The organism is uncultured Mobiluncus sp., from assembly GCF_963511525.1.
In the GTDB taxonomy this organism is placed as follows: Bacteria; Actinomycetota; Actinomycetes; order Actinomycetales; family Actinomycetaceae; genus Mobiluncus.
Genome location: NZ_CAUPIY010000001.1, coordinates 68,892 through 89,126 on the forward strand (window position 1 = coordinate 68,892; position 20,235 = coordinate 89,126).

The 20,235-nt window shown below is 58.7% G+C and carries 15 protein-coding genes; 11 read left to right on the forward strand and 4 right to left on the reverse strand.

Annotated elements, in window-relative coordinates:
• Nucleotides 1–40 precede the first annotated feature (40 nt).
• From RQ935_RS00325 to RQ935_RS00335, 3 genes are all read right to left on the reverse strand, one after another.
• Nucleotides 41–1,840: an AMP-binding protein gene (locus tag RQ935_RS00325; protein WP_311496705.1), complete on the reverse strand. Its 1,800-nt coding sequence runs from the start codon at nucleotides 1,838–1,840 to the stop codon at nucleotides 41–43.
• Nucleotides 1,841–2,061: 221 nt separating this feature from the next.
• Entirely contained in the window at nucleotides 2,062–3,303 is a 1,242-nt protein-coding gene (gene serA, locus RQ935_RS00330; RefSeq protein ID WP_311496706.1) for a phosphoglycerate dehydrogenase, read from the reverse strand.
• A 68-nt stretch (nucleotides 3,304–3,371) separates the two neighbouring features.
• Nucleotides 3,372–5,780 (reverse strand): AAA family ATPase, encoded by a 2,409-nt coding sequence (locus RQ935_RS00335; RefSeq protein WP_311496707.1) that lies wholly within the window; start codon nucleotides 5,778–5,780, stop codon nucleotides 3,372–3,374.
• Between the two features lie 115 nt (nucleotides 5,781–5,895).
• On the opposite strand from RQ935_RS00335, the gene RQ935_RS00340 reads away from it, so the two are divergent.
• On the forward strand, nucleotides 5,896–6,945 hold the full coding sequence (locus tag RQ935_RS00340; RefSeq protein WP_311496708.1) for a PAC2 family protein: 1,050 nt from the start codon (nucleotides 5,896–5,898) through the stop codon (nucleotides 6,943–6,945).
• Between the two features lie 31 nt (nucleotides 6,946–6,976).
• Here the strand turns inward: RQ935_RS00340 and RQ935_RS00345 are convergent, their stop codons facing one another.
• The gene (locus tag RQ935_RS00345) at nucleotides 6,977–8,287 is read right to left on the reverse strand and encodes a hypothetical protein (protein ID WP_311496709.1); all 1,311 of its coding nucleotides are present in this window, start codon (nucleotides 8,285–8,287) and stop codon (nucleotides 6,977–6,979) included.
• Nucleotides 8,288–8,451: 164 nt separating this feature from the next.
• Here RQ935_RS00345 and RQ935_RS00350 point away from each other — a divergent pair, with 164 nt between their 5' ends.
• From RQ935_RS00350 to RQ935_RS00395, 10 genes are all read left to right on the forward strand, one after another.
• Complete coding sequence (locus RQ935_RS00350) at nucleotides 8,452–8,871, forward strand: DUF3040 domain-containing protein (RefSeq protein ID WP_311496710.1); 420 nt, start codon at nucleotides 8,452–8,454, stop codon at nucleotides 8,869–8,871.
• A gap of 293 nt (nucleotides 8,872–9,164) precedes the next feature.
• Nucleotides 9,165–9,596 carry a division/cell wall cluster transcriptional repressor MraZ gene (gene mraZ, locus RQ935_RS00355; RefSeq protein ID WP_296180737.1) on the forward strand — a complete coding sequence of 144 codons (432 nt, stop codon included), beginning with the start codon at nucleotides 9,165–9,167 and terminating at the stop codon, nucleotides 9,594–9,596.
• Between the two features lie 151 nt (nucleotides 9,597–9,747).
• Nucleotides 9,748–10,887 (forward strand): 16S rRNA (cytosine(1402)-N(4))-methyltransferase RsmH, encoded by a 1,140-nt coding sequence (gene rsmH / locus RQ935_RS00360; protein ID WP_311496711.1) that lies wholly within the window; start codon nucleotides 9,748–9,750, stop codon nucleotides 10,885–10,887.
• Nucleotides 10,880–11,296: a hypothetical protein gene (locus tag RQ935_RS00365; RefSeq protein ID WP_308535105.1), complete on the forward strand. Its 417-nt coding sequence runs from the start codon at nucleotides 10,880–10,882 to the stop codon at nucleotides 11,294–11,296. The genes rsmH and RQ935_RS00365 overlap by 8 nt, the downstream gene beginning before the upstream one ends.
• 93 nt (nucleotides 11,297–11,389) lie before the next feature.
• Nucleotides 11,390–13,198, forward strand: a complete 1,809-nt coding sequence (locus RQ935_RS00370) for a penicillin-binding protein 2 (protein ID WP_311496712.1) — start codon at nucleotides 11,390–11,392, stop codon at nucleotides 13,196–13,198.
• Between the two features lie 6 nt (nucleotides 13,199–13,204).
• A complete protein-coding gene (locus tag RQ935_RS00375; protein ID WP_311496713.1) occupies nucleotides 13,205–14,755 on the forward strand; it encodes a UDP-N-acetylmuramoyl-L-alanyl-D-glutamate--2,6-diaminopimelate ligase in 1,551 nt (516 codons plus the stop codon).
• 72 nt (nucleotides 14,756–14,827) lie between these two features.
• Nucleotides 14,828–16,279: a UDP-N-acetylmuramoyl-tripeptide--D-alanyl-D-alanine ligase gene (murF, locus tag RQ935_RS00380; protein WP_311496714.1), complete on the forward strand. Its 1,452-nt coding sequence runs from the start codon at nucleotides 14,828–14,830 to the stop codon at nucleotides 16,277–16,279.
• Nucleotides 16,276–17,376: a phospho-N-acetylmuramoyl-pentapeptide-transferase gene (mraY, locus tag RQ935_RS00385; RefSeq protein WP_311496715.1), complete on the forward strand. Its 1,101-nt coding sequence runs from the start codon at nucleotides 16,276–16,278 to the stop codon at nucleotides 17,374–17,376. Before murF ends, mraY begins: the two co-directional genes overlap by 4 nt.
• Nucleotides 17,373–18,860, forward strand: a complete 1,488-nt coding sequence (gene murD / locus RQ935_RS00390; protein ID WP_311496716.1) for a UDP-N-acetylmuramoyl-L-alanine--D-glutamate ligase — start codon at nucleotides 17,373–17,375, stop codon at nucleotides 18,858–18,860. The genes mraY and murD overlap by 4 nt, the downstream gene beginning before the upstream one ends.
• Nucleotides 18,835–20,187 (forward strand): putative peptidoglycan glycosyltransferase FtsW, encoded by a 1,353-nt coding sequence (locus tag RQ935_RS00395; protein WP_311496717.1) that lies wholly within the window; start codon nucleotides 18,835–18,837, stop codon nucleotides 20,185–20,187. Before murD ends, RQ935_RS00395 begins: the two co-directional genes overlap by 26 nt.
• Nucleotides 20,188–20,235: the final 48 nt, after the last annotated feature.

The following is a 20,235-nucleotide window of genomic DNA, read 5'->3' on the forward strand; positions in this document are numbered from 1 at the left end:
CGGTTTTGATGGATGCTGGCCGGTGACCCACACTCGGCGCCTAGCCCTGCGTACGGAACCCCTCGGAAAGCCGCTCCAAAACGGATTGGCGCACTTTGCGGCGTTGAATCTTTCCGAGTTCGTTATGCGCCAGCTGCTCCGGGAAAGAAACTGAACGCGGAATCGCATAACGGGGTAGGGAATCAGCAACCCAAGTCCGAATCTTGTCCAAATTGAGGCTCGCTCCCGGATTGAGCACCACCGCCGCGTGTACCTGTTCACCCCGGGCGGGGTCAGCTTGATCGGGAATGCCGACCACGGCGACTTCTGCCACCTGGGGCATCGTGGCTATGGCCGCCTCCACGACCGAGGGATAAACATTGAAACCGGAAATAATGATGAGCTCTTTGCGCCGGTCACTCATCCGCAAAAACCCTTCGTGTTCCTCGACCAAATCGCCGGTGCGCAACCAACGATCCGGGGTGAACAGCAAATCAGTTTCTACCTGGTCGCGCCAATACCCCGGGGAACACCCCGGTCCTTTCACCACGAGTTCCCCCACCTCGCCGGGCTCGACGTCAACGAGGGTATCCGGGTCGATGACCCGCACTTGGATAGAGGGGAACACGATGCCCATGTAACCAAGTTTGCGTTCGGGACTCATCGGGGATCCCAGTACCGTTGGCGAAGTCTCCGTCATGCCGTAGCCTTCGATGATATAGCCGGAAGTGGCTTTTTCCCAGCGTTTTGCGACTTCCTGAGTCAGCGGCATCGCTCCGGAAATAGCGTATTTAAACGTTGATAAATCTATTTTCGGGTTTTCCGCAGCGGCTTTCGCTAGGCGGTCAAAAATTGGAGGCACTCCCACTATGAACGTGCCCGGACGCCGGCGTTGGGCAGCTAGGGCTGCTCGGGTGCTGAACTTCGGGAACAACACCGCGGTGGCTCCCAAACCAATCGCCCCGTTCAGAGACAGGGTCAGGCCAAAAGCGTGGAAGAACGGCAGGACACAGAACCAGGTTTCTTTGCCGGGACGCAACTTAGTCACCCAGGTCGTATTGGCAAACAAGTTCGACACCAAGTTGCGGTTGGTCAAAATGACCGCTTTCGGTTTGCCGGTGGTTCCACCCGTATGCAGCATCACGGCTGGGACATCCGGATCGACTCGCACAATGCGGTTATACGGTTTTTGCTTTTCCAGCAAGGTATCGTAGTCGGGCAAATCCTTGGCCTGCGGGTCGCAGAGCTGATGGTAGAGGTCTTTTGCCTGCTTAATCGGCAGGCGCAAGGCAAAACGCAGCCGGCGCGGCAAAGCCGCGGAAACATCGAGGGAAATAACTTCGGTGTCCATGCTGCGCACCAACTCGGTGACACTTACGGCGGCCTTTTGCCACACAAAAACCAGCTTTGATTCCGCGTTTTCGATTTGCCACTTCAGCTCTGTCGGGGCAGCCAAAGGGTTGTGCAGCACGCACACCACTCCCAGCTGCAGGCAGGAATAGAGCAGGAAAACAAACTGCGGACAGTTCGGAGCCACAATCGAGACGCGGTCGCCTCGCTTGACACCATGTTCAAGCAGTAGCGCCGAAGTGCGTTGTACGTTTTCGCCCAGTTCCCGGTAGGTCGTGGTGGCGCCGAAAAAATCCAAGGCAATGCGGCGCGGATATTTATTGGACTGAGTGCGCAAAACATCAATCAGCAGCTGATCGGTGACGGGGATTTGGGCGGGAACGTCGGGGTTATAAAGCAGACGCATCCGTTTGGTCAGCTCAGAATCTTGCTCGGGCGGGGTATGCACGTACCTAGGCAGGTGAATCCCCGCGGCAGGAGCTAGTTCCAACAAATCCACTGTTTCAGTCATACGTCCACCCTAACGCAAACTTGCCGGTCAAATCCTTTTCGCCTGGAATTTGTCCGGTAAAACCGGCGCCCCCAGCTGCAGGCGACCCAGCGAAAGACTGGTGAGAGCGCGGCAAAACTCGGTACGGCGAAACTCCTGCCAGCCAAACGGCTCTTAACCCGGCACCCAGTGCCCCGCAGGGACGCGTCCGCCTCCGGCCTAGTGAGCTCCGTCAAGGTAAGTTAGTTAACCGCGGTCTCTTCGTCCCGAACGAAGCCCTCCATCGGAATGCAGCGCAGGGACAGCGTGGAATCGAATTTGGCGATTTCATCGAGCGCCGCCTTGGGCATTTCGGAGGAAATGTCGCCGATAACGTAACCGACTTCACCGGTGGTGCCCAGGACCTGACCTTCGATGTTCACCCCGGCATCTGAGAACAACTGGTTGATCTTTGCCATCACACCGGGGATATTCTTGTGAATCAAAGTGATGCGGTACTTGGTATTGCCAGTCGGTTCCAGGCTCAAGTTCGGCATATTTACGCTCATCACGGTTTCGCCGGACTGCAGGTAGGTACAAAGTTTCCCGGCCACGAACCAGCCGATGTCCTCCTGGGCCTCCAGGGTGGAACCGCCGATGTGCGGGGTGAGGATGGTGTTTTCTTTACCCATAATTGGGGAGTGAAACTCCTCACCATTTTTGCGCGGTTCATCGGGGAACACATCAATGGCGCAGCCCCCAATCTGACCCGAATCAAGGGCCTCGGCCAAGTCATCGAGGTTGACGACGAAACCGCGGGACAAGTTCAACAGTTTCGCCCCGGGCTTCATCTGAGCCATCTGTACCCTGGTAAACATATTTTCGTTAGAGGCGCGCCCGTCCACGTGCAGGGACACGAAATCGGCACCCTGCAGAGCCTCCTCCATCGAGTCGCACTGTTTCGCGTTGCCGATGGGCAGTTTCTTTGCCAAGTCATAGAACTGGACCTTCATGCCCATGGCTTCAGCCAGGATAGACAGCTGAGTACCGGTCGAAGAGTAGCCGATAATCCCCAGGGTCTTGCCGCGTACCTCGTGAGAGCCTTTGGCGGTCTTTTGCCAATCGGCATGTTGCAGGTGAGAGTTGCGTACCGGCAGCTGACGGGCCAGCGCAATAATCTCGGAGATGGCCAGTTCTGCCACGGAACGCGTGTTGGAGTAAGGTGCGTTAAACACGGCCACCCCGTGTTTCGCTGCTTCTTTCAGGTCGATTTGGTTCGTGCCAATCGTGAAAGTTCCGGCGCAGACCAAGTCCGGGCATTCATCAAAAACTCGCTTGCTCAGGTTCGTCTTGGAGCGAATCCCGACCATCTGATAGCCCTGGAGGGCCTTGATCAGGTCGTTTTCGTCCAAAGCGCCGTCTACCCGATCGACTTGAACATTTGCGTCGCTAAAAACTTTGTTGGCGACTTCGTGAGGGTTTTCAAGCAGCAGTATCTTCGTCATGGCACCACTTTAGACCAAAAGAGCGCGGTGCTGAAATCCCACGTCAGGGGAAAACTCGCGGGAAGTCGTCAGCCTTCAGTGGTGGGAAAGTCCATTCCTGCGGGCAAATCACTGGCCAGGATGTGCATCCGTTTCGTGCAGCGCGTCATCGCCACGTACAGGTCCCCGGATGACTGGCTGGCGATAACGGCGGGTTCCACCAAGATGACGACGTCAAACTCCAGCCCTTTCGCTGCCCGCGAATCCAGACAACACACCTGGTCAGCCACCACATCGGCGGTGTCTAGGCCCAAAGCCGCAGCCAGGTACGAATGCGCCTCGGTGGGGACGATAATCGCTAGTTTGCCGGCCCCCTCACCGACTTCCGCTTCCAAACGCGCCGTTTCCGCCTGGAGAGTTTCCCGTAGCACAGGCACAAGGTTCCCCGTCCCGGACACCGGTTCCTCCAGGTTGGCTCGTGGCTCGCCCTTCAGCCGGGTAAACGCCAAGGCGCCTGCCACGTCTCGCGCCGACCGCAGCGGCACTACCGCGCTTTCGGGACTGGCCGCCAGCACCTTCTGCGCCAAATCCATCACGGCACGCGGAGTGCGGTAGTTGATGGTGAGCTGCTCCATCACCGGAGCGGCGCGCATGGCAGGTCCCAGCAGAGTCTGCCACGACGGCGTACTCGACCAGCTGTGCGACGCTTGGTTCACGTCCCCGACCACGGTGAAAGACCGCGAAGGGCACCGGCGCAGCAGCAGATGCCAGTCCATCGGCGAAAGCTCTTGGGCCTCGTCCACGACCACATGTCCGTACGCCCAAGAACGATCCGCGCGGGCACGCTGAGCCAGGGGAGACAAGCTCACTTCACCGCGGGTTGACCGCGCCAGCATCCGCGCGTTGATGAGCCCTCCACCCAGATCCATCGCTTCGATAGCCTCCGCGGCTCGCTCGATTTCACGCTGTTCACGGGTGCGACGTTGCGCCGCGGAATCGGTCAGTCCCGGCAGCGGCCCCAGCAGCTCCGCCAGTTCATCTAAAATCGGCACGTCAGCGTCCGTGAAAGGGCTGGTCTTGGGACGCTGTAGGGCAGCGAGTTCCTCCGCGGTGAAAATTCCCGAGGCAATACGCTGCAAATAATCCGGGTAAGCGTAGAGGCGCGCCAGCAAGTCGGGAGCAGACGCGGGTAGGTAGCAGCGGTTGACCGCCCGGCGTACTTCAGCAGAGCCGCGGATTTCCTCGGTCATCCACTCCATGTCCTCTTTGGTAGGGGTTTGCCCGGCATAGAGCTTCGTCAACTCGCGGACCAGGAATTTGGCGTAGGTGGCCCAGTGCTGATTATGGGTGGAACCGCCGTGCGAACCGGCTTCCATCGCCTCACGAACCAAAGCCGCGCTGAGATTCAGTTGAACGTGGTCTAACTGCAGAACTTGGTCCTCGTGGGGAGGCCGTTTCAAATCGGCCACGGCCGCGGCGGCGACTTTAATCCAGCGGGTGTCGCCTTTCAGGGCGCGCAGCTCCGGACGTTCCGCCACGGTGTGCACGCCGGGGAAACATTCCCCGATGGTCAGGCTGACCACTCCGGTTTCGCCCAGGGCGGGAAGCACCCGCTCGATGTAACGCAAAAACGTGTGGTTGGGGCCAATGACCAACACCCCTTGAGAGTTCAGTAAGTCTCGGTGGGCATAGAGCAGGTAGGCGGCTCGGTGCAGTGCCACGGCAGTCTTGCCGGTACCGGGTCCGCCCTGCACCACCAAAAAAGCGTTCAGGTCGGAACGAATCACCCGGTCTTGTTCGGCCTGAATAGTCGAGACAATGTCGGACATCTGGCCGCTGCGCGCTCGTGATAGCGCCGCCATCAAAGCGCCTTCACCCTGCAGCGTTGCTGTCTGAGCGGCGTCCGTGTCGGCGGCGGATGTCAGCAGTTCGTCCTCCACACCCACCACTTGGCGCAAACTGGTAGCTACGTGCCGCCGCTTCCAGACCCCCAGCGGAGCCACCGCCGTGGCCTGGTAGAACGGTTGGGCGACTTTCGCTCGCCAATCCACCAACAGTTGGCGAGACACGCCCTCACCAGGTTTTTCCTCAAGTTTTTCTGGCGGGGCTGGTGTTTCCAGAGGGTCTTCGGGAGAGTCCGGGGACGAGGAAAGCTCCGGGGAGGTGCCGAGAACCGGAGCCTCGGCATCGGTGACATCAAAGTCTCGCAAACCGACACGGCCGATGCGGAAACTCGTTCCGTCCTCTAGGTCTAGACCCCCGAAAACCAGGCGATTTTCTACGCTTTCCAGGCGGGTAGCTTCGTCTCCGTAGTGAGCCGCCAAGGCGTCGCGGTCTGCCCTAGCCGAGGGGTTAGAACTCATTTCCGCGGCGACCTCATCCTGGCGCCGACGGTAATAGACCCGCATTTCATCGAGAGCTTTATAGGCACGGTCAACGAAAGTCTGCTCCTTGGCAATTTCGGATTGCCAAGACGACGGCACCGTTGCGTCAGCCAATTTATCTCTCCTCAGGGCATCAAAAGGGTAATCAATTATGCCCTAAAAGGTTTACGGGGCGCGAATCGGGGACAAGTCTTGATAACATTTAGGGGTTGAACTTTTCGAGGGAATAATGGACGCAGACAAATTTGATACGTTATTAGCGCCCGGCGCGGACCTGAGCGGCCACGCCGACGTTATGCTGCATCACCTCAACGGGGCGATGGATGCCGGGCACTCCGGGCGAGGAATGCTGGAGCACCTGATAGATGCCCTCCCACATCAGACTATTGCGACCTTTAACTCCGATAAACTGGTGGATTTCCGCTCCCATCGGCCCTGGCTGAGTTTTTCGGACTGGAAGTTCACCGAAGTGGAAATGCCCGAAATTCGCCTGGAATTGCTCAGTGACGACAATGACCGAAATTTCTTGGTGCTGCACGGACCGGAACCGGATGCCCAATGGAATCTGTTTTTGGAAACCGTCCAGGAAATTGCCCGGCGCTTGGGAGTACGTCAGACAGTTGGCGTGACCGGAATGCCGGCGGGGGTACCCCATACCCGGCCCACCCCGGTGCATATGCACGGGGCGCGTTCGGAAAGCCTGCCCAAACAACCCAAGATGGTCGGTGAGATGATTCTGCCGGCCGGGATGGATCAGCTCATGGAATTCACCCTGGGGCAAGCCGGTTTGGACGCGGTAGGAATCATTGCGGCGGTGCCGTATTACCTGGCAGAAGGGGACTATCCTCCGGCGGCCGCGGCGCTTATGTCCGCGGTGGCTGCCAAGACCGGTCTGGCACTGCCGGTGGGAGACATCGAAGCCGCTTCCACCCTCACTTTGGGACAAATCAACCAGATGGTGGAGCAGTCTGAGGAAGCCGAACACATCGTCGATATTCTGGAACAGCACTTTGACGAAGCCGAGCCGATGGCGATTATTGAGACTCCCGAAGAGCCGCTGCCCACCGCCGAAGAACTCGGGGCCCGTCTCGAAGAATTTTTGAAACGCACGGACCGGTTGAATCGCGGCGCTAAGCTCTCCAATCTTGACGAAGAGGTTCCCCCGGTCGCCGACGCCTCCGGAATTTCCTCGCTGCGCGACACGCCTTATGAAAAGCGCAATATCGAACAGTTCCGTCCTCGCCGGGGTCGGCACCGCCGCGACACCCCGGAGGATTAACGCTACTGGGAATCCCTGTAATACCTGACGACTAGCGGGTCCAGCCGCCCAGCGGCTGATCACCGGAGGGGGCTTCGAAAACCGGGAACATAAGCTCGGGACTGATGAAACCCAGCCACGCCACAGCCAGCCCAGCCAGTAATGCAATGCAAAGCCAGCCGATGCCGGGCCCAACCAGGTTCGAGCGATTCCCCGGAACCGTACCCACTCCCACCAGGTTCACCCGCGAGGGATTCATCGGGTAGTACCACGCTTGGGGGCCTTGGGCGGCGACCTCGTCGAGACTGTTTTCTTCGCTACCGAGTTCCGCCCGGTTAGCTTCCTCAATCCGGGCTCGTGCCGTGGCGCGTTCAAAGGCTTCGCGCTGCGCCAACAGTTCCGCTTCGCGCTTCAGGCGGGCTTTTTCCGCAGCGGCCCGCACTTTCGGTGGGCGCGGGTCGAAACGAGGGTCGTTTGCCGGCAGGGCAGTGATTTTCACGGTCGTAGGCCCCTGGGGGGTGTGCAGTTTGGAAACTGCCGTATGGGGTCGAGTCTGGTTCTGGAGGATTTCCGGGGTCACCCGCCACACGCCTTTCGCTTCTTCCTCCAGTTGGGTTCGCACCAGTTTCTGCAGCAGCAGACTGGTGCGGCGCTGGAAGCCGGGAATCCGCACTTTTCCGTACTGTGCCGGCATTCCCAGCGGCGCCCACATGAGGGACACTTCAAAACCACCGGGGTGACCGGCATGACCGCTGATGCGCCGGATTCCACTGATTGACGCCGGTACGGTGGCAGGGTTGGACGCCACGCGCACCCACACCCTGACAGCTTGTCCAAAGCGCATGAGGCCGTAGAGGGCGGCGAAGGCAAAGAACAGTATTGTAGGCGGGAACAACAGCACGAAATAGGGGTCGGAGCTCGTGATAAGTTCCATGTTGACCAGGCAAGTACCCGTCATGATGAACTGAGCGGCCAAGAGCAGAACCGCGTTGATGATTGTTTCCGTGTTCCAAGAGCGCGAGTTTTCGAAGCGAATGTCGCGCGGATCAACGGCGGAAACCCACACCGGCAGCGGGATATGGTTGCGGGCGCAGGTACGAGCACGACCGACGTGGAGGTCTTCGGGGTTCAAAGTTACGTAGTAGTAAGTGTTGGTTTCGCCTGGATCCTGGGAAGGTAGGAGCACAGTGACCTCGTAAGGCAGGGAGCGCATGGTGTCTTTTTCGGTGAGGGGCTCAACTTCTTTGATATAAGCCCGGATGCGGTAACGTTCTACGCTGTTCTGAGGGCGCGCTCGATAGATGAGAATCGCAGCTAATACCAGCGCTACAATCCACCACAGACCAATAATCAACGCTTGCATAGCACAATTAAACCAGTAAAAGTGGCTGTTTATCAGGTTTCGATGGATTCGTGTACCGGCCGCTGTGGCGCGACGAGGGTAAAAACAGGTAAACTGGTTTGTGTTAACACATTCGTTTTGGGTTTGGGGTGTTTTCCTCGGCCGCGCACTGAAAGGACATGGTCATGGCATTGTCAGACTATGAGAAGCAAGTCCTGGCGCAGATGGAGGCTCAGCTCCACAACGAAGATCCCAAAATGGCTGATAGGATGCGCCAGACTTCCACGAAGGTCAGTGGTTCCGCAGCGAGCAGTCCGCGGCGAGTTGCTTTTGGGGTCGTCTTGGTTCTGGTTGGGGCAGTAGTCCTGATCGGAGGGCTCATCGCCACGCCTTACCTGAAGGGCTTTGAATTTTTGGGTACCGCTATCGGGGTGTTGGGGTTTGTTGTTATCGTCCTGGGGGTTCTGAAAATTTTCGGGGTCGGCTCGAAGTCTTCTGCCTCGAAACCGGCTCCTCGTAGCCAGCCGGCCGGCGCGTCAGCTTCGCACTCGTCCTTTATGGATCGTCAAAACGAGCGGTGGGATCGCCGCCAGCACGGCGAGTAGCACTCTGATTTTTCCGTGAGTCTCTGACTCGCCTGTTTTCATCCGGTCACCGATTTCGGTAGCCGGTTTTTGTTTCCCGTTTTGTTCTGGTCCCGTCCCGTGAGACATTCGCTGCGAAAATTCCCTCCACCGAGTAATTCTCTGAATTTCCAATAAATAATTTGCAAAAAATGCAAAATTCATCGCGTTTTTGCAAATTTGTGGATGAAAGTGGAGTAAAGTGGGGTATAACGAAAACCTGAAAGGTATCGGGTCAAAGTTCAGCATCATGCTGAGGGGCGAAAGGGAAGGACGTGTTCTTAGGGACCTACGAGCCAAAGCTCGACGACAAGGGTCGCCTGATACTGCCTGCCCGTTTTCGGGAGCAACTCGCAGGCGGAGTCGTTTTGACCAAGGGTCAGGACCACTGCGTTTATGCGTTTGAGACTGGCGAGTTCCAAACCCTGTATACGGAACTTCGCCAGGCTCCCATCACCCACAAGCAGGCGCGGAACTTTTCCCGCGTGCTGCTGTCCGGGGCGACGGATCAAATTCCGGACAAGCAAGGACGGATTAACATCCCGCCCGCACTGCGTGAATATGCCGGCTTGGAGCGTGACCTGGCGGTTTTCGGCGCGGGTTCCCGAGTGGAGATTTGGGACCTGAAGACCTGGAACGAATTCTTGGCTGCCGCCGAGGAGGACTTCTCTGAAGTCTCGGAAGAAATCCTCCCGGGACTGCTGTGAGGAAACTCGCGGATAACTGCATAAACCCGCGTGGGTTTGGTGTCCTACCGATTCTGAATGCTCTTCCCCGCAGTCAGACACGGTGGGAAACCTGGCTAACGCGGGAGCCGCTGGGAAAACCGGGGGCCGCTCTCAAGGAAAAGGAAGAAACGTGAAATCAGTTGCCGAAATCCATCAGCCGGTGCTGGCTGAGGTGTGCGCTGATTTACTGGCACCCGCTTTGGCTACCGCACCAGACGTGGCCACCCCACTTTCCTCCACCGCTGATTTTTGCAGTATCCAGGGTCCCGTTTTGGTTGACGCCACTCTCGGCTTGGGGGGACACAGCGCGTATCTGTTCGAGCGCCACCCGCGGCTGCGCATTATCGGTATCGACCGCGACCCGCAGGCCCGGGATTTGGCGGCATCCCGACTCAGTGAGTTTGCCAATCGCCTCAGTATCGCCGGCACGACTTACGGGGAGTTGGACAGCGTGTTGGCACAGCACGGTTTGAGCCAAGTGGACGGGATTTTGGCCGACCTGGGAGTGTCGTCACTGCAGTTGGACGAAGCGGAGCGCGGTTTTGCCTATGCCCATCCGGAGGCTCCCTTGGATATGCGGATGAACCAAACCGCCGGTTTCACCGCTGCGGATTTCTTGAACCTAGCCGAGGCAGAAGAAATCGCTGCGGTGCTGCACACCTACGGTGAAGAAAAGTTCGCGTGGCCCATCGCAAAAGCTATCGTGAGGGCCCGTGTGGAACAGCCCTTGCAAGTTTCGGGCCAGTTGGTGGAGATCATCCGCGACACCATTCCCGCTCCGGCTCGCCGCACCGGAGGAAATCCAGCGAAACGTACTTTCCAAGCCTTGCGGGTGGCGGTCAACGACGAGCTGGGCGATTTGGAACGGTTCCTGACGAAGGCGCTGGCTGGTGTGCGGGTTGGCGGACGCATCGTTATCGAAAGTTACCAGTCCCTCGAGGATCGCCTGGTCAAGATGGCTTTTGCCGCGGGGATTCATCCCGCAGTTCCCAAGGGGTTGCCCGTGGTGCCTGAGCAGGCTCAGCCTTGGTTGCGCGACCTCACACACGGTTCGCGTTTAGCTGATGAGTTTGAGGTTGCCCGTAATCCGCGCGCCGCTTCGCTACGGCTGCGAGCCGTGGAAAAGACGCGGGAACCCGACCCGGAAACCCCCGCGGGGAACCTTGTGAAAACCAAGCAAAAACCGGCGGAAAAACGGTTTCCCACCCTGACGAAACTTCGTGCCCAAAACCCTGTCCACCCCCTAACCGAAGGAGACCATCGTGACTAACGCAGCTACTTCCAGCCTGGCTTTGCGTAAACCCGGCAGCGTCGCCGGGATGCCGCTTCCCGTTCGGAGCGTCCCGAGGCCGCAGCTTCAGCTGGTCCCGACTTTTCAGAAGCGCCGCATCACGTGGCCGATGTGGCTGACGGTGGCGGCGATGCTCGTCGCCGCGCTGGTCGTACCCGTCGTCATCAACACCCAGTTGGCGATGACTTCCTACGATATGTACGCCATGCAAAACGAGTTGAACTTGTTGCTGGATCAGCAAGCCGACCTGGTGACCCAGGCTCGCGAGGCTCAATCACCGCAATACCTGGCCGAGAAAGCCCGAGAAATCGGATTGGTTCCGGCCGGAGAACAGGGCTACGTGACGTTGTCGACCGGAGAGATCATCCCGGGAAAAGCTGCGCATTAGGGGCTGGCGGGAAAGCGTCTGTGGTGCGCGGAACCCCTCGCGGTCACGGCGTGGGAGCGTGAAAACCTGGCAGAGCTGGACGAAACTGGTCAGGTGAGTAGAGTCCGAAAAAACCTGTTGGCGGGGGCCATCATCGCGGTGCTGTGCATTTTTGCGGTCCGCTTGGTGGTGGTGCAGCTGGTGCAGGGACCGGAACTTGCCGCGGCGGCTCAGGAACAGCGCAGTCGCACCCACATTATTAAGGCTCAACGCGGGGACATTCTGGACTCCTCAGGCCGACAGATGGCGACCTCCGTGAAACGCTACAACATCGGGGTCAATCAGGTAAAAATCAATACTTATTATCAGCCGAAAACCGCAGGGAAAGACGCGAAGGGCAACCCAAAGATTATCTATGACCAATTCGACCGGCCCGAGGTCGCGGCTTTCGGGCCGGCGGCAGCGGCGAAAAAGCTGGCTCCGCTTTTGAAAGCCGACCCCGCCGAACTGGGTGGGAAACTGACTGCTCAACCCGGTAAAAAGCCCTCGACCTTTGTGTATATCGCCAAAGAAGTGACCCCCGAAGTCTGGCGCAAAGTCGCGAAGCTGGGGATTCCGGGCATTGAGCCGGAAGAAATCACGAAACGGATTTATCCCAACGGCAACGTGGCCGGAAACATTGTCGGTTTCACCAACATTGATGGGGTGGGCTTAGCGGGGCTGGAACTGAGCCAAAATAGCAAGCTCGCCGGGGTGGACGGCAAAGACTTCACCGAGATTGGCAGGCGGGGACAAACCATCCCGGTTCAGGACAACTATCGCAAAGACGCTATTGCGGGACAAACCATTAAGACGACCATCCTGCTGGACCTGCAAAATACCTGTCAGCAGGTGGTCGAGAAATCCCGATCCCAGTTCGGGGCGCAATCCGTCATGGCGGAAGTCCAAGAGGTCGGCACCGGAAAAATCCTTGCCCTGTGCGAGACGGACACGGTCAACCCCTCAGAACCTACCAAAACCAGCGAAAAGAATCGCGGTTCCAAGGCTGTCTCTACGGTTTACGAGCCCGGCTCGACCCTGAAAGTTCACACTATGGGAGCGGTCCTTGAAGCCGGCAAAGTGGAGCCCACCAATACTTTTACCATTCCGGGTGAAATCACCATGTCCAACGGTCAAAGTTTCCGCGATTCGAGTGCCCACGGTACCTATGCCCTGACCGCGGCGGGGATTATTGCCAAATCGTCGAACGTGGGGATTGTCCAGGTTGGCGACCTGATTACGGATACCGACAGGTATCAAAAGCTGAGGCAACTCGGTTTTGGTAAACCCACCGGTGTCGAACTGCCTGGTGAGAGTGCGGGGCTGCTGGCTCCGCCTGAAAACTGGGACGGGCGCCAGCGTTACACCATCATGTTCGGTCAAGGTATCGCGGCGACTATCCTCCAGGTCACCAACGGTATCGCCACGGTGGCGAACGGGGGAGTGGAAGTGCAGCCTCACCTCATCGAATCTTGGAAAAAACCCGACGGCAGCGTGGAAAAGAAATCTGTGGACGCGGGCACCAGGGTTTACACGAAAGACACCTCGAGGAAACTGTTGACCATGATGGAGGGGGTTGTCTCTGAGAAGGGCGGTGCCCCCGGTGCTCAAATCGAGGGATACCCCGTGGCTGGGAAAACCGGAACCACCCAGATTATCCAAGCGAATGGCACACAAACCGGGACCGTCGGGTCATTTACCGGGGTGTTTCCCGCCAACAACCCCCGCGTGGTTATAACTGTGGTGGTACATCGCCCTTCTGCCTCGATATACGGTTCGGTGGTCGCGGTCCCGGCGTTTAAAGAGATTGCGGGGGCTACGATTAGAGAGCTGGGAATCCCGCCCACAGACACTAAGCCGCAGTTGTATCCGATTGGAGATTAGAGAAATATGACTTTGGAAGTTGCTTTTGACCCTTACGCACCGGATTTGCTTCGCCTGCCGTGGGTCGAAGTCGCGGATTTGGCACAAGCCGTGAACGGCACTGTTCATGGTAAAGACGGCCGTGTGCGCGGCGCGGTTATCGATAACCGGGTGGTGCGCGGTGGCGAGCTGTTTGTGGCGATGCCGGGGTTTCATGTGCATGGCGCCAAGTTTGGTGCGGACGCCGCCGCGCGCGGGGCCGGGGCGGTGCTGACCGATCCGGCTGGGATGGCGTTTCTCACTGACGTGGACATCCCCGCTATTATCGTTCCCGATGTGGCCTCCGTAGCCGGTCGGGCGGCGTCTATTGCGTTTAATAATCCCTGTCAGCAATTGAGCGTGTGGGGCGTGACGGGTACGAACGGAAAGACCACCACCACCTACCTTTTGCGTCATTTGCTGCATCGAGTCGGTCACCTGTCTTCGCTGGTGGGCACGGTCGAGGCTGCGGTGGGCAAGAAAACCGCCCCCGCTTTCATCACGACCCCCCAAGCTCCTCAGGTGCAAGCCTTCGCAGCCACGACGGTGCAGGAAAACGTGCATCACATGGTGGTGGAGGTGTCCTCGCATGCTTTGGCGATGGGACGGGTGGATCCCTTACATTTTGCCTGCGCCGGTTTCACGAATCTGTCTCAGGATCACTTGGATTATCACGGCACGATGGAAAAGTACTTCCAGACCAAGGCCTCGCTGTTCTCCCAGCAGCGCAGCGATCGCCAGGTTATCATCATTGACGGCGTGTGGGGCCAACGCCTAGCTGAGCAGCTGGAACGCAGCGGGCAACATGATTTTGTGACCCTGTCCCTGACGGGTCTACCGGCTGATTGGCAAGGGAAAATCATCGAATTGGACGGGGGTTTCACCGAACTGCGGTTGCGGGCTTTTGACGGTAAAGAAGCGTCCGTGCAGGTCATGATGCCTGGTACGTTCAACGCGATTAATGCCGCCCTGGCCATCGTGATGGTGGTAACGGGGTTGTCTCCCAGCCCACGTCAGCTAGATGGGGACATTTTGCGCCACCTCACCGTGAATCCCATCCGTCTGGACGTGCCGGGACGGATGGAGTTGCTGTGTGAAGCACCCCGGGTGATTGTGGACTTTGCGCACAACCCGGATTCCACCAAGATTTTGCTCGATACCATGCGGATTTCGACCAAAGGGCGGTTGCTGCTGGTCATGGGCGCGGATGGACAGCGCGATCCGGGCAAGCGTCCGATTCTGGGTCAGATTGCCGCCGAGCTGGCGGATTTCACCTACGTTACGGACGGGGACATTCACGAGGAAGAACCCAGCGGGATTCGCCGGGACATCATGGCGGGGATGAAAGGGCACGAGGACAAATTTGTGGAGGTCGCTCCGCGTGAGGTGGCCATTGAGCGAGCTATTTTAGATGCTCGTCCCGAAGACACCGTCGTTATCACGGGGCGGGGTCATGAGCCCATCATGTTCACGCCGGATGGACAGTACGACCTCGACGATCGAGTGGTCGCCCGCGAGGCTCTGGCGAAGCGAGCTTGAGTCCTTTTCTGACCGGAGCCGGCTTGGGATAAGATTGAAGCCGATTCGTTTGCCTTTTGAAGGAGTCCACCTTTGATAGATATGACCCTTGACGCCCTACGTGAGGCGATTGGTTTGGAACCTGGGGAAAACTCGACTCGGATTCAAGGCAGGGTGCACACCGATTCGCGGCTGGTCAGTACGGGTGATGTTTTTGTAGCGTTGCCCGGAGAAAATACAGACGGTCATCACTTCTTGGGTTCCGTGGCTCGCCGCGGGGGAAAGGTCGCCATCGTCAGCAGCGACCGCGCCGAGATTCTGGACCAGGGGTGGGCCACCGCAGACGAACTGAACCAGCTGACAGTACTGCAGGTCCCCGACCCGCAGTACGCTCTGGGGCGGCTGGCACGGGCGCACCTGCGCCAACTGCGAGCCCAAGCTCGCGGGGGAGTCGGCAAACTGAAACTCGTCATCGGAATCACCGGTTCCGCTGGTAAAACCACCACCAAAGACCTGACGAAACAGCTTTTATCCACCAAAGGCTCCACTGTCGCCCCCGTGGCATCGTTCAATAACGAGGTCGGCCTGCCGCTGACGGTTCTGGAAGCTGACACTGCGACGGAGTACCTGGTTTTGGAGATGGGCGCTTCGCAGCCCGGCGACATTGTCTACCTGACTGACATCGCGCCCCTGGATGTGGCTCTGGTTTTGATGGTGGGGGTGGCGCACCTGGAGGCGTACTCTTCGGTCGAGGCTCTGGCAGCCGAAAAAGCCACCATTCTGGAAAACCTAGGGCCCTCGGGTATGGCCATTTTGAACGCTGACGACCCGCGCGTGGAAGCGATGAGCGGGCGGACTTCGGGACGCCTTATGTACTTTTCGACGAAAAAGAACACTCCGGTGCGGGTCACCGACTTGCGTCTGGACGAGGCTTCGCGGGGCAGTTTTCTGTTGCATACTCCCGCGGGCAGTGCCCCGGTACAGCTGCGGCTCCTGGGTGCGCATCACGTCTATAACGCGCTGGGGGCTGCGGCGATTGGGCACGTCGCCGGGATGACTCCCGCCGAGATTGCGGCGGTGTTGTCCAAAGCCACTCCGGTTAGCGAACACCGCATGAACCTGGTGCATTTGGCGGACGGAGTAGACCTCATCGACGATGCGTATAACGCGAACCCGGACTCGGTGCGTGCCGCTTTGGACGTGATTGCGAAATCGGGAGCCACCCGGCGCGTGGTCATCGTGCTGGGGGACATGCTGGAACTGGGCGAAACTGCCCCGCAGCTGCACGGGGAAATCGGGCGTTACGCCGCGAACCTCGGAATTTCGGTGCTGTTGACAGTCGGTCCCATGGCAAAACACATCGAAAGCGCCTATTCCGCGCTGAAGCGTGATGGGGAAAGCCATCAGGTGATGGATGCTACCGCTGCCGGTCGGTTGTTGCAGGAAATTGTGCGTCCTGGCGACTTGATTTTGGTTAAGGGTTCGCACGGTTCGGGACTGTGGAAACTGGCTCAAGAGATTGAGGAAAGGGGCCGCGTCCGATGACTGCGGTATTGACTGCCGGGTTTATCGCCCTGTTATTCTCGCTGCTGGTCACGCCGTTCTATGCGAATTGGCTGGTCAAAAGGCAGTATGGTCAGTTTATCCGTCAGGACGGTCCGACCGCACACTACACGAAGCGCGGCACCCCTACCATGGGCGGGGTCATCATTATCCTGGCCATCATCATCGGGTGGGGAGCGGGCCACATTCACCAGGCCATCACCAGTGGTAAAGGCCCCAGCGCCTCGTCCCTGATTCTCATATTTTTGCTGGTCGGTCTGGGATTCATCGGCTGGTTAGATGACTGGATTAAAATTTCTCAGCACCGTTCCCTGGGGCTGAATCCGACTGGGAAAATTCTCGGTCAGCTGGCTGTGGGTTCCATATTTTCTGGTCTGGCCCTGGGATTTGAAAATTCACGGGGTATGAGCCCTGCCTCCACCAAGATTTCTGTCATCCGGGACACGAACTTGGATTTGGCTTTCGCCGGTTTCGGTCTGGGGGTCGTGCTGTTCCTGATTTGGGCAAACTTCCTGGTGGCAGCCTGGTCTAACGCGGTTAACCTGACGGACGGTCTGGATGGCTTGGCAACTGGTACTTCGATTTTTGTGTTTGGCGGCTATGCCTTGATGTCCTACTGGCAGTTCTCGCAGCGCTGCGGCATCGACGGTACCAGCGCTCCGGCGTGCTACTCCGAAATTCGCGACCCGCTGGACATCGCGTTATTCTGCGCGGCTGTGGTCGGAGCCCTGATTGGATTTTTGTGGTGGAATGCCTCGCCGGCCCGCATTTTCATGGGGGACACCGGCTCTCTGGCGCTGGGCGGTATCCTGGCGGGAGTCTCGATTTTCACGCACACCGAGTTCCTGGCGATTATCATCGGCGGCCTGTTCGTGATGGAAGTTATCAGCGACATTATCCAGGTCGGATTCTTTAAAGCCACTCACAAGCGCGTGTTTAAGATGGCCCCGATTCATCATCACTTTGAACTGTTGGGCTGGAAAGAGATTACCGTGGTCGTGCGGTTTTGGATTATTGCCGGGCTGATGGCCGCCGCCGGGGTGGGGCTGTTCTATTTCGATTGGGTGATAAAACTGTGAGAGATACACAATTCACCGGCGCTTCCATCGGAGTTTTGGGACTGGGAAAGTCGGGGCGCGCTTCCGCTGCTGTGCTGTCCACTCTCGGAGCGCACGTGACCTGCTACGATGCGAACCCAGACGCACTCCAACAGGCTCGTGAGGAACTCGGCGACCAGGTCGACTACTGCACCGCCACCGGCGAACAGCTTCAAGGAGAGGCGGCCGCCGGGAAAGGCCATAAACTTTTCGTGGTGTCCCCCGGAATTGCCCCTCATAATCCCATGTATCGCCTTCCCGAGGCCAGTGCCCCCATGTGGTCAGAAGTCGAGCTGGCTTGGCAAATCCAGGAAGCCATTGGCAACCGCAACTGCAAGTGGATGTGCATTACGGGCACAAACGGGAAAACCACTACGACCGGGATGCTGGCCCAAATGCTCATCACCGGCGGCGTGGTGGCGACTGCGGTGGGCAACTACGGCACACCCATCGTGCAAGTGGCGGCTGAAGGTGCTGTGGATGCGTTGGCGGTGGAGCTGTCGTCGGCGCAGCTGCATTCCACCTACAGCCTGAAACCCTGGGCTTCCGTGTGGCTGAACTTTGCCCCCGATCACATTGACTGGCACGGCAGCGCCGACAACTACGCTTGGGACAAATCGAAAATTTATTGCGGAGTGCAGCGTGCCGCTCTGTACCCCGCCACCGAGGAGCTGCCGACCAAGGTGCTCAGTAAACGTTTCGTCCAGGAACAGGGATTTCCTGCGGAAAAGTGCATCGGCTTGACTCCGGGCATTCCCGCTCCAGGCTTCCTGGGGGTGATTGAGGACGTCATCGTGGACCGGGCTTTTGGGGAACACAACGAAACCCAGGCCCTCGAACTGGCGACCTTTGCCGACCTGGAACACTTGAGCGGCGCGAAAGTCCCGACCTCAGCACTGCTGGCCGATACTTTGGCCGCAGCCGGACTGGCACGCGCCTACGGTTTACAGCCCGAATGGGTGCGCCGCGGAATTCTCGAGTTCGAGCTGGCGAAACATCGCCGCGCCGTGGTTGGCACTTTCGAGGGCGTGACCTACATCGACGACTCGAAAGCTACGAATACGCACGCGGCGGCTGCTTCGCTGCGTGACATTGACGACAAGCGCGCCGTGTGGATAGTCGGGGGAGACGCGAAAGGCCAAGACTTCCATTCCCTGGTGCAGGTCGCGGCTCCGAAAGTGAAAGCCGCCGTGCTGATTGGCCTGGACCCCGAGCCTTTTGAGAGCGCATTTGCTGAAAACGGCGCGGGAATCCCGCTGAAACGGGTCGCTCCGGGGGACAATCTTATGGAAAGGACGCTACTAGAGGCGCGAGCTTTGGCCGCTCCGGGGGATACCGTGCTGCTGGCTCCGGCGTGTGCCTCGTGGGATCAGTTCAATAACTATCACGAGCGCGGCGACCAGTTTGCTCAGGCGGCGCGGAAACTGGGGGAGAACCAAGATGGCGGGGAGGAACAAGGTTCCTAAGGCACCTCGAGACGCGAAACTGACGAAGTTTTCCTCGCGAAACTCAGCGCCCAACCTAGTTGACGCCAGCTCAGCCCCCGCCCCATCCGCAGCGCCGGGCCAGGAACACTCCGCTCTGCGCGACTTGTCCGAGGGATGGAAGAACCAGCCGGTTCTGAGCTACTACCTGGTATTGGTCACCACCCTGCTGCTGTTCATAATCGGGTTTATCTTGGTGTTTTCCGCCTCGACCATCACCGCCCTGGAAAGCGGGGTGAACCCGTTTCTGTCCTTCGGGAAACGTTCGCTCATTTATGTGGCGGCGCTGCTGATTTTGTTCATCGCTTCCAGGGTTCCGCTGACTTTTTATCAAAAGTGGACCTGGTGGTTCCTGGGGGCGGCGTGGTTGCTGCAGATTATGGTGTTCGTGCCGGGCATGCACGGTGCGTCCGCGGGCGGCAACACGAACTGGATTAACCTCGGCGGCGTTTTTACCATTCAGCCCTCCGAGTTCATGAAGTTGGCTTTGGCTGTGGCGTTGGGACGGGTCCTGGCCGATCCGGAACTGCGGGAGGCTAGGGACAAGAAACGTTGGCTCATCAACGTGGGGGTGCCCGCGGTGGGGTCGTTGGGTTTGGTCATGGTCGGTCGAGATCTGGGCACCGCGATGGTGATGGCGGCGCTCATTTTGACGGCGATATTCGTGGCGGGGATTCCTTGGCGTTACTTTGCGGGAATCGTCTTGCTGGGAATTTTCGGGGTCACCGTGGCCGTAATGAGTTCCGCCAACCGCCGGCGGCGGGTTTTTGGCTTCATGGACGCCTCCACCACCGACCCCACCGGTATCGGCTACCAGCGCCAACACGGCTTGTGGTCGTTGGCAACCGGGGGATTGACCGGAGTCGGACCGGGCGCCAGCCGGGAAAAATGGTCCTATCTGCCCGAAGCGGATACGGACTACATTTTCGCCATTCTGGGCGAGGAATTCGGAATTTTGGGCACTTTCCTGGTTCTGGGTTTGTTCGTGGTGCTGTGCCTGACGATGCTGCGGCTGATGAGCCGGGCAACCAATCCTTTCGTGAGCTACACCGTGGCGGGCCTAATAGGCTGGATTTTTTCCCAAGCCATCATCAATATCGGAGCCGTGGTTGGCTTGCTCCCGATTATCGGGGTGCCTCTGCCGCTGATTTCCTCCGGGGGTTCCTCCCTGCTGTCCATCATGGCAGCGATGGGCATGGCGATGTGTTTCGCACGAGCCGAATCCGGAGCGGATGCAGCCTTGAAAGCTCGGCTGCGTCCTTTGCAGCGCGGAGCGGCGGTTTCGCTGCCCGGCCGGGTACACCGTTGAACGCTGGCGCTGCGGTGTCGGCATGGCGCGGAACCCGGGGGAACACTT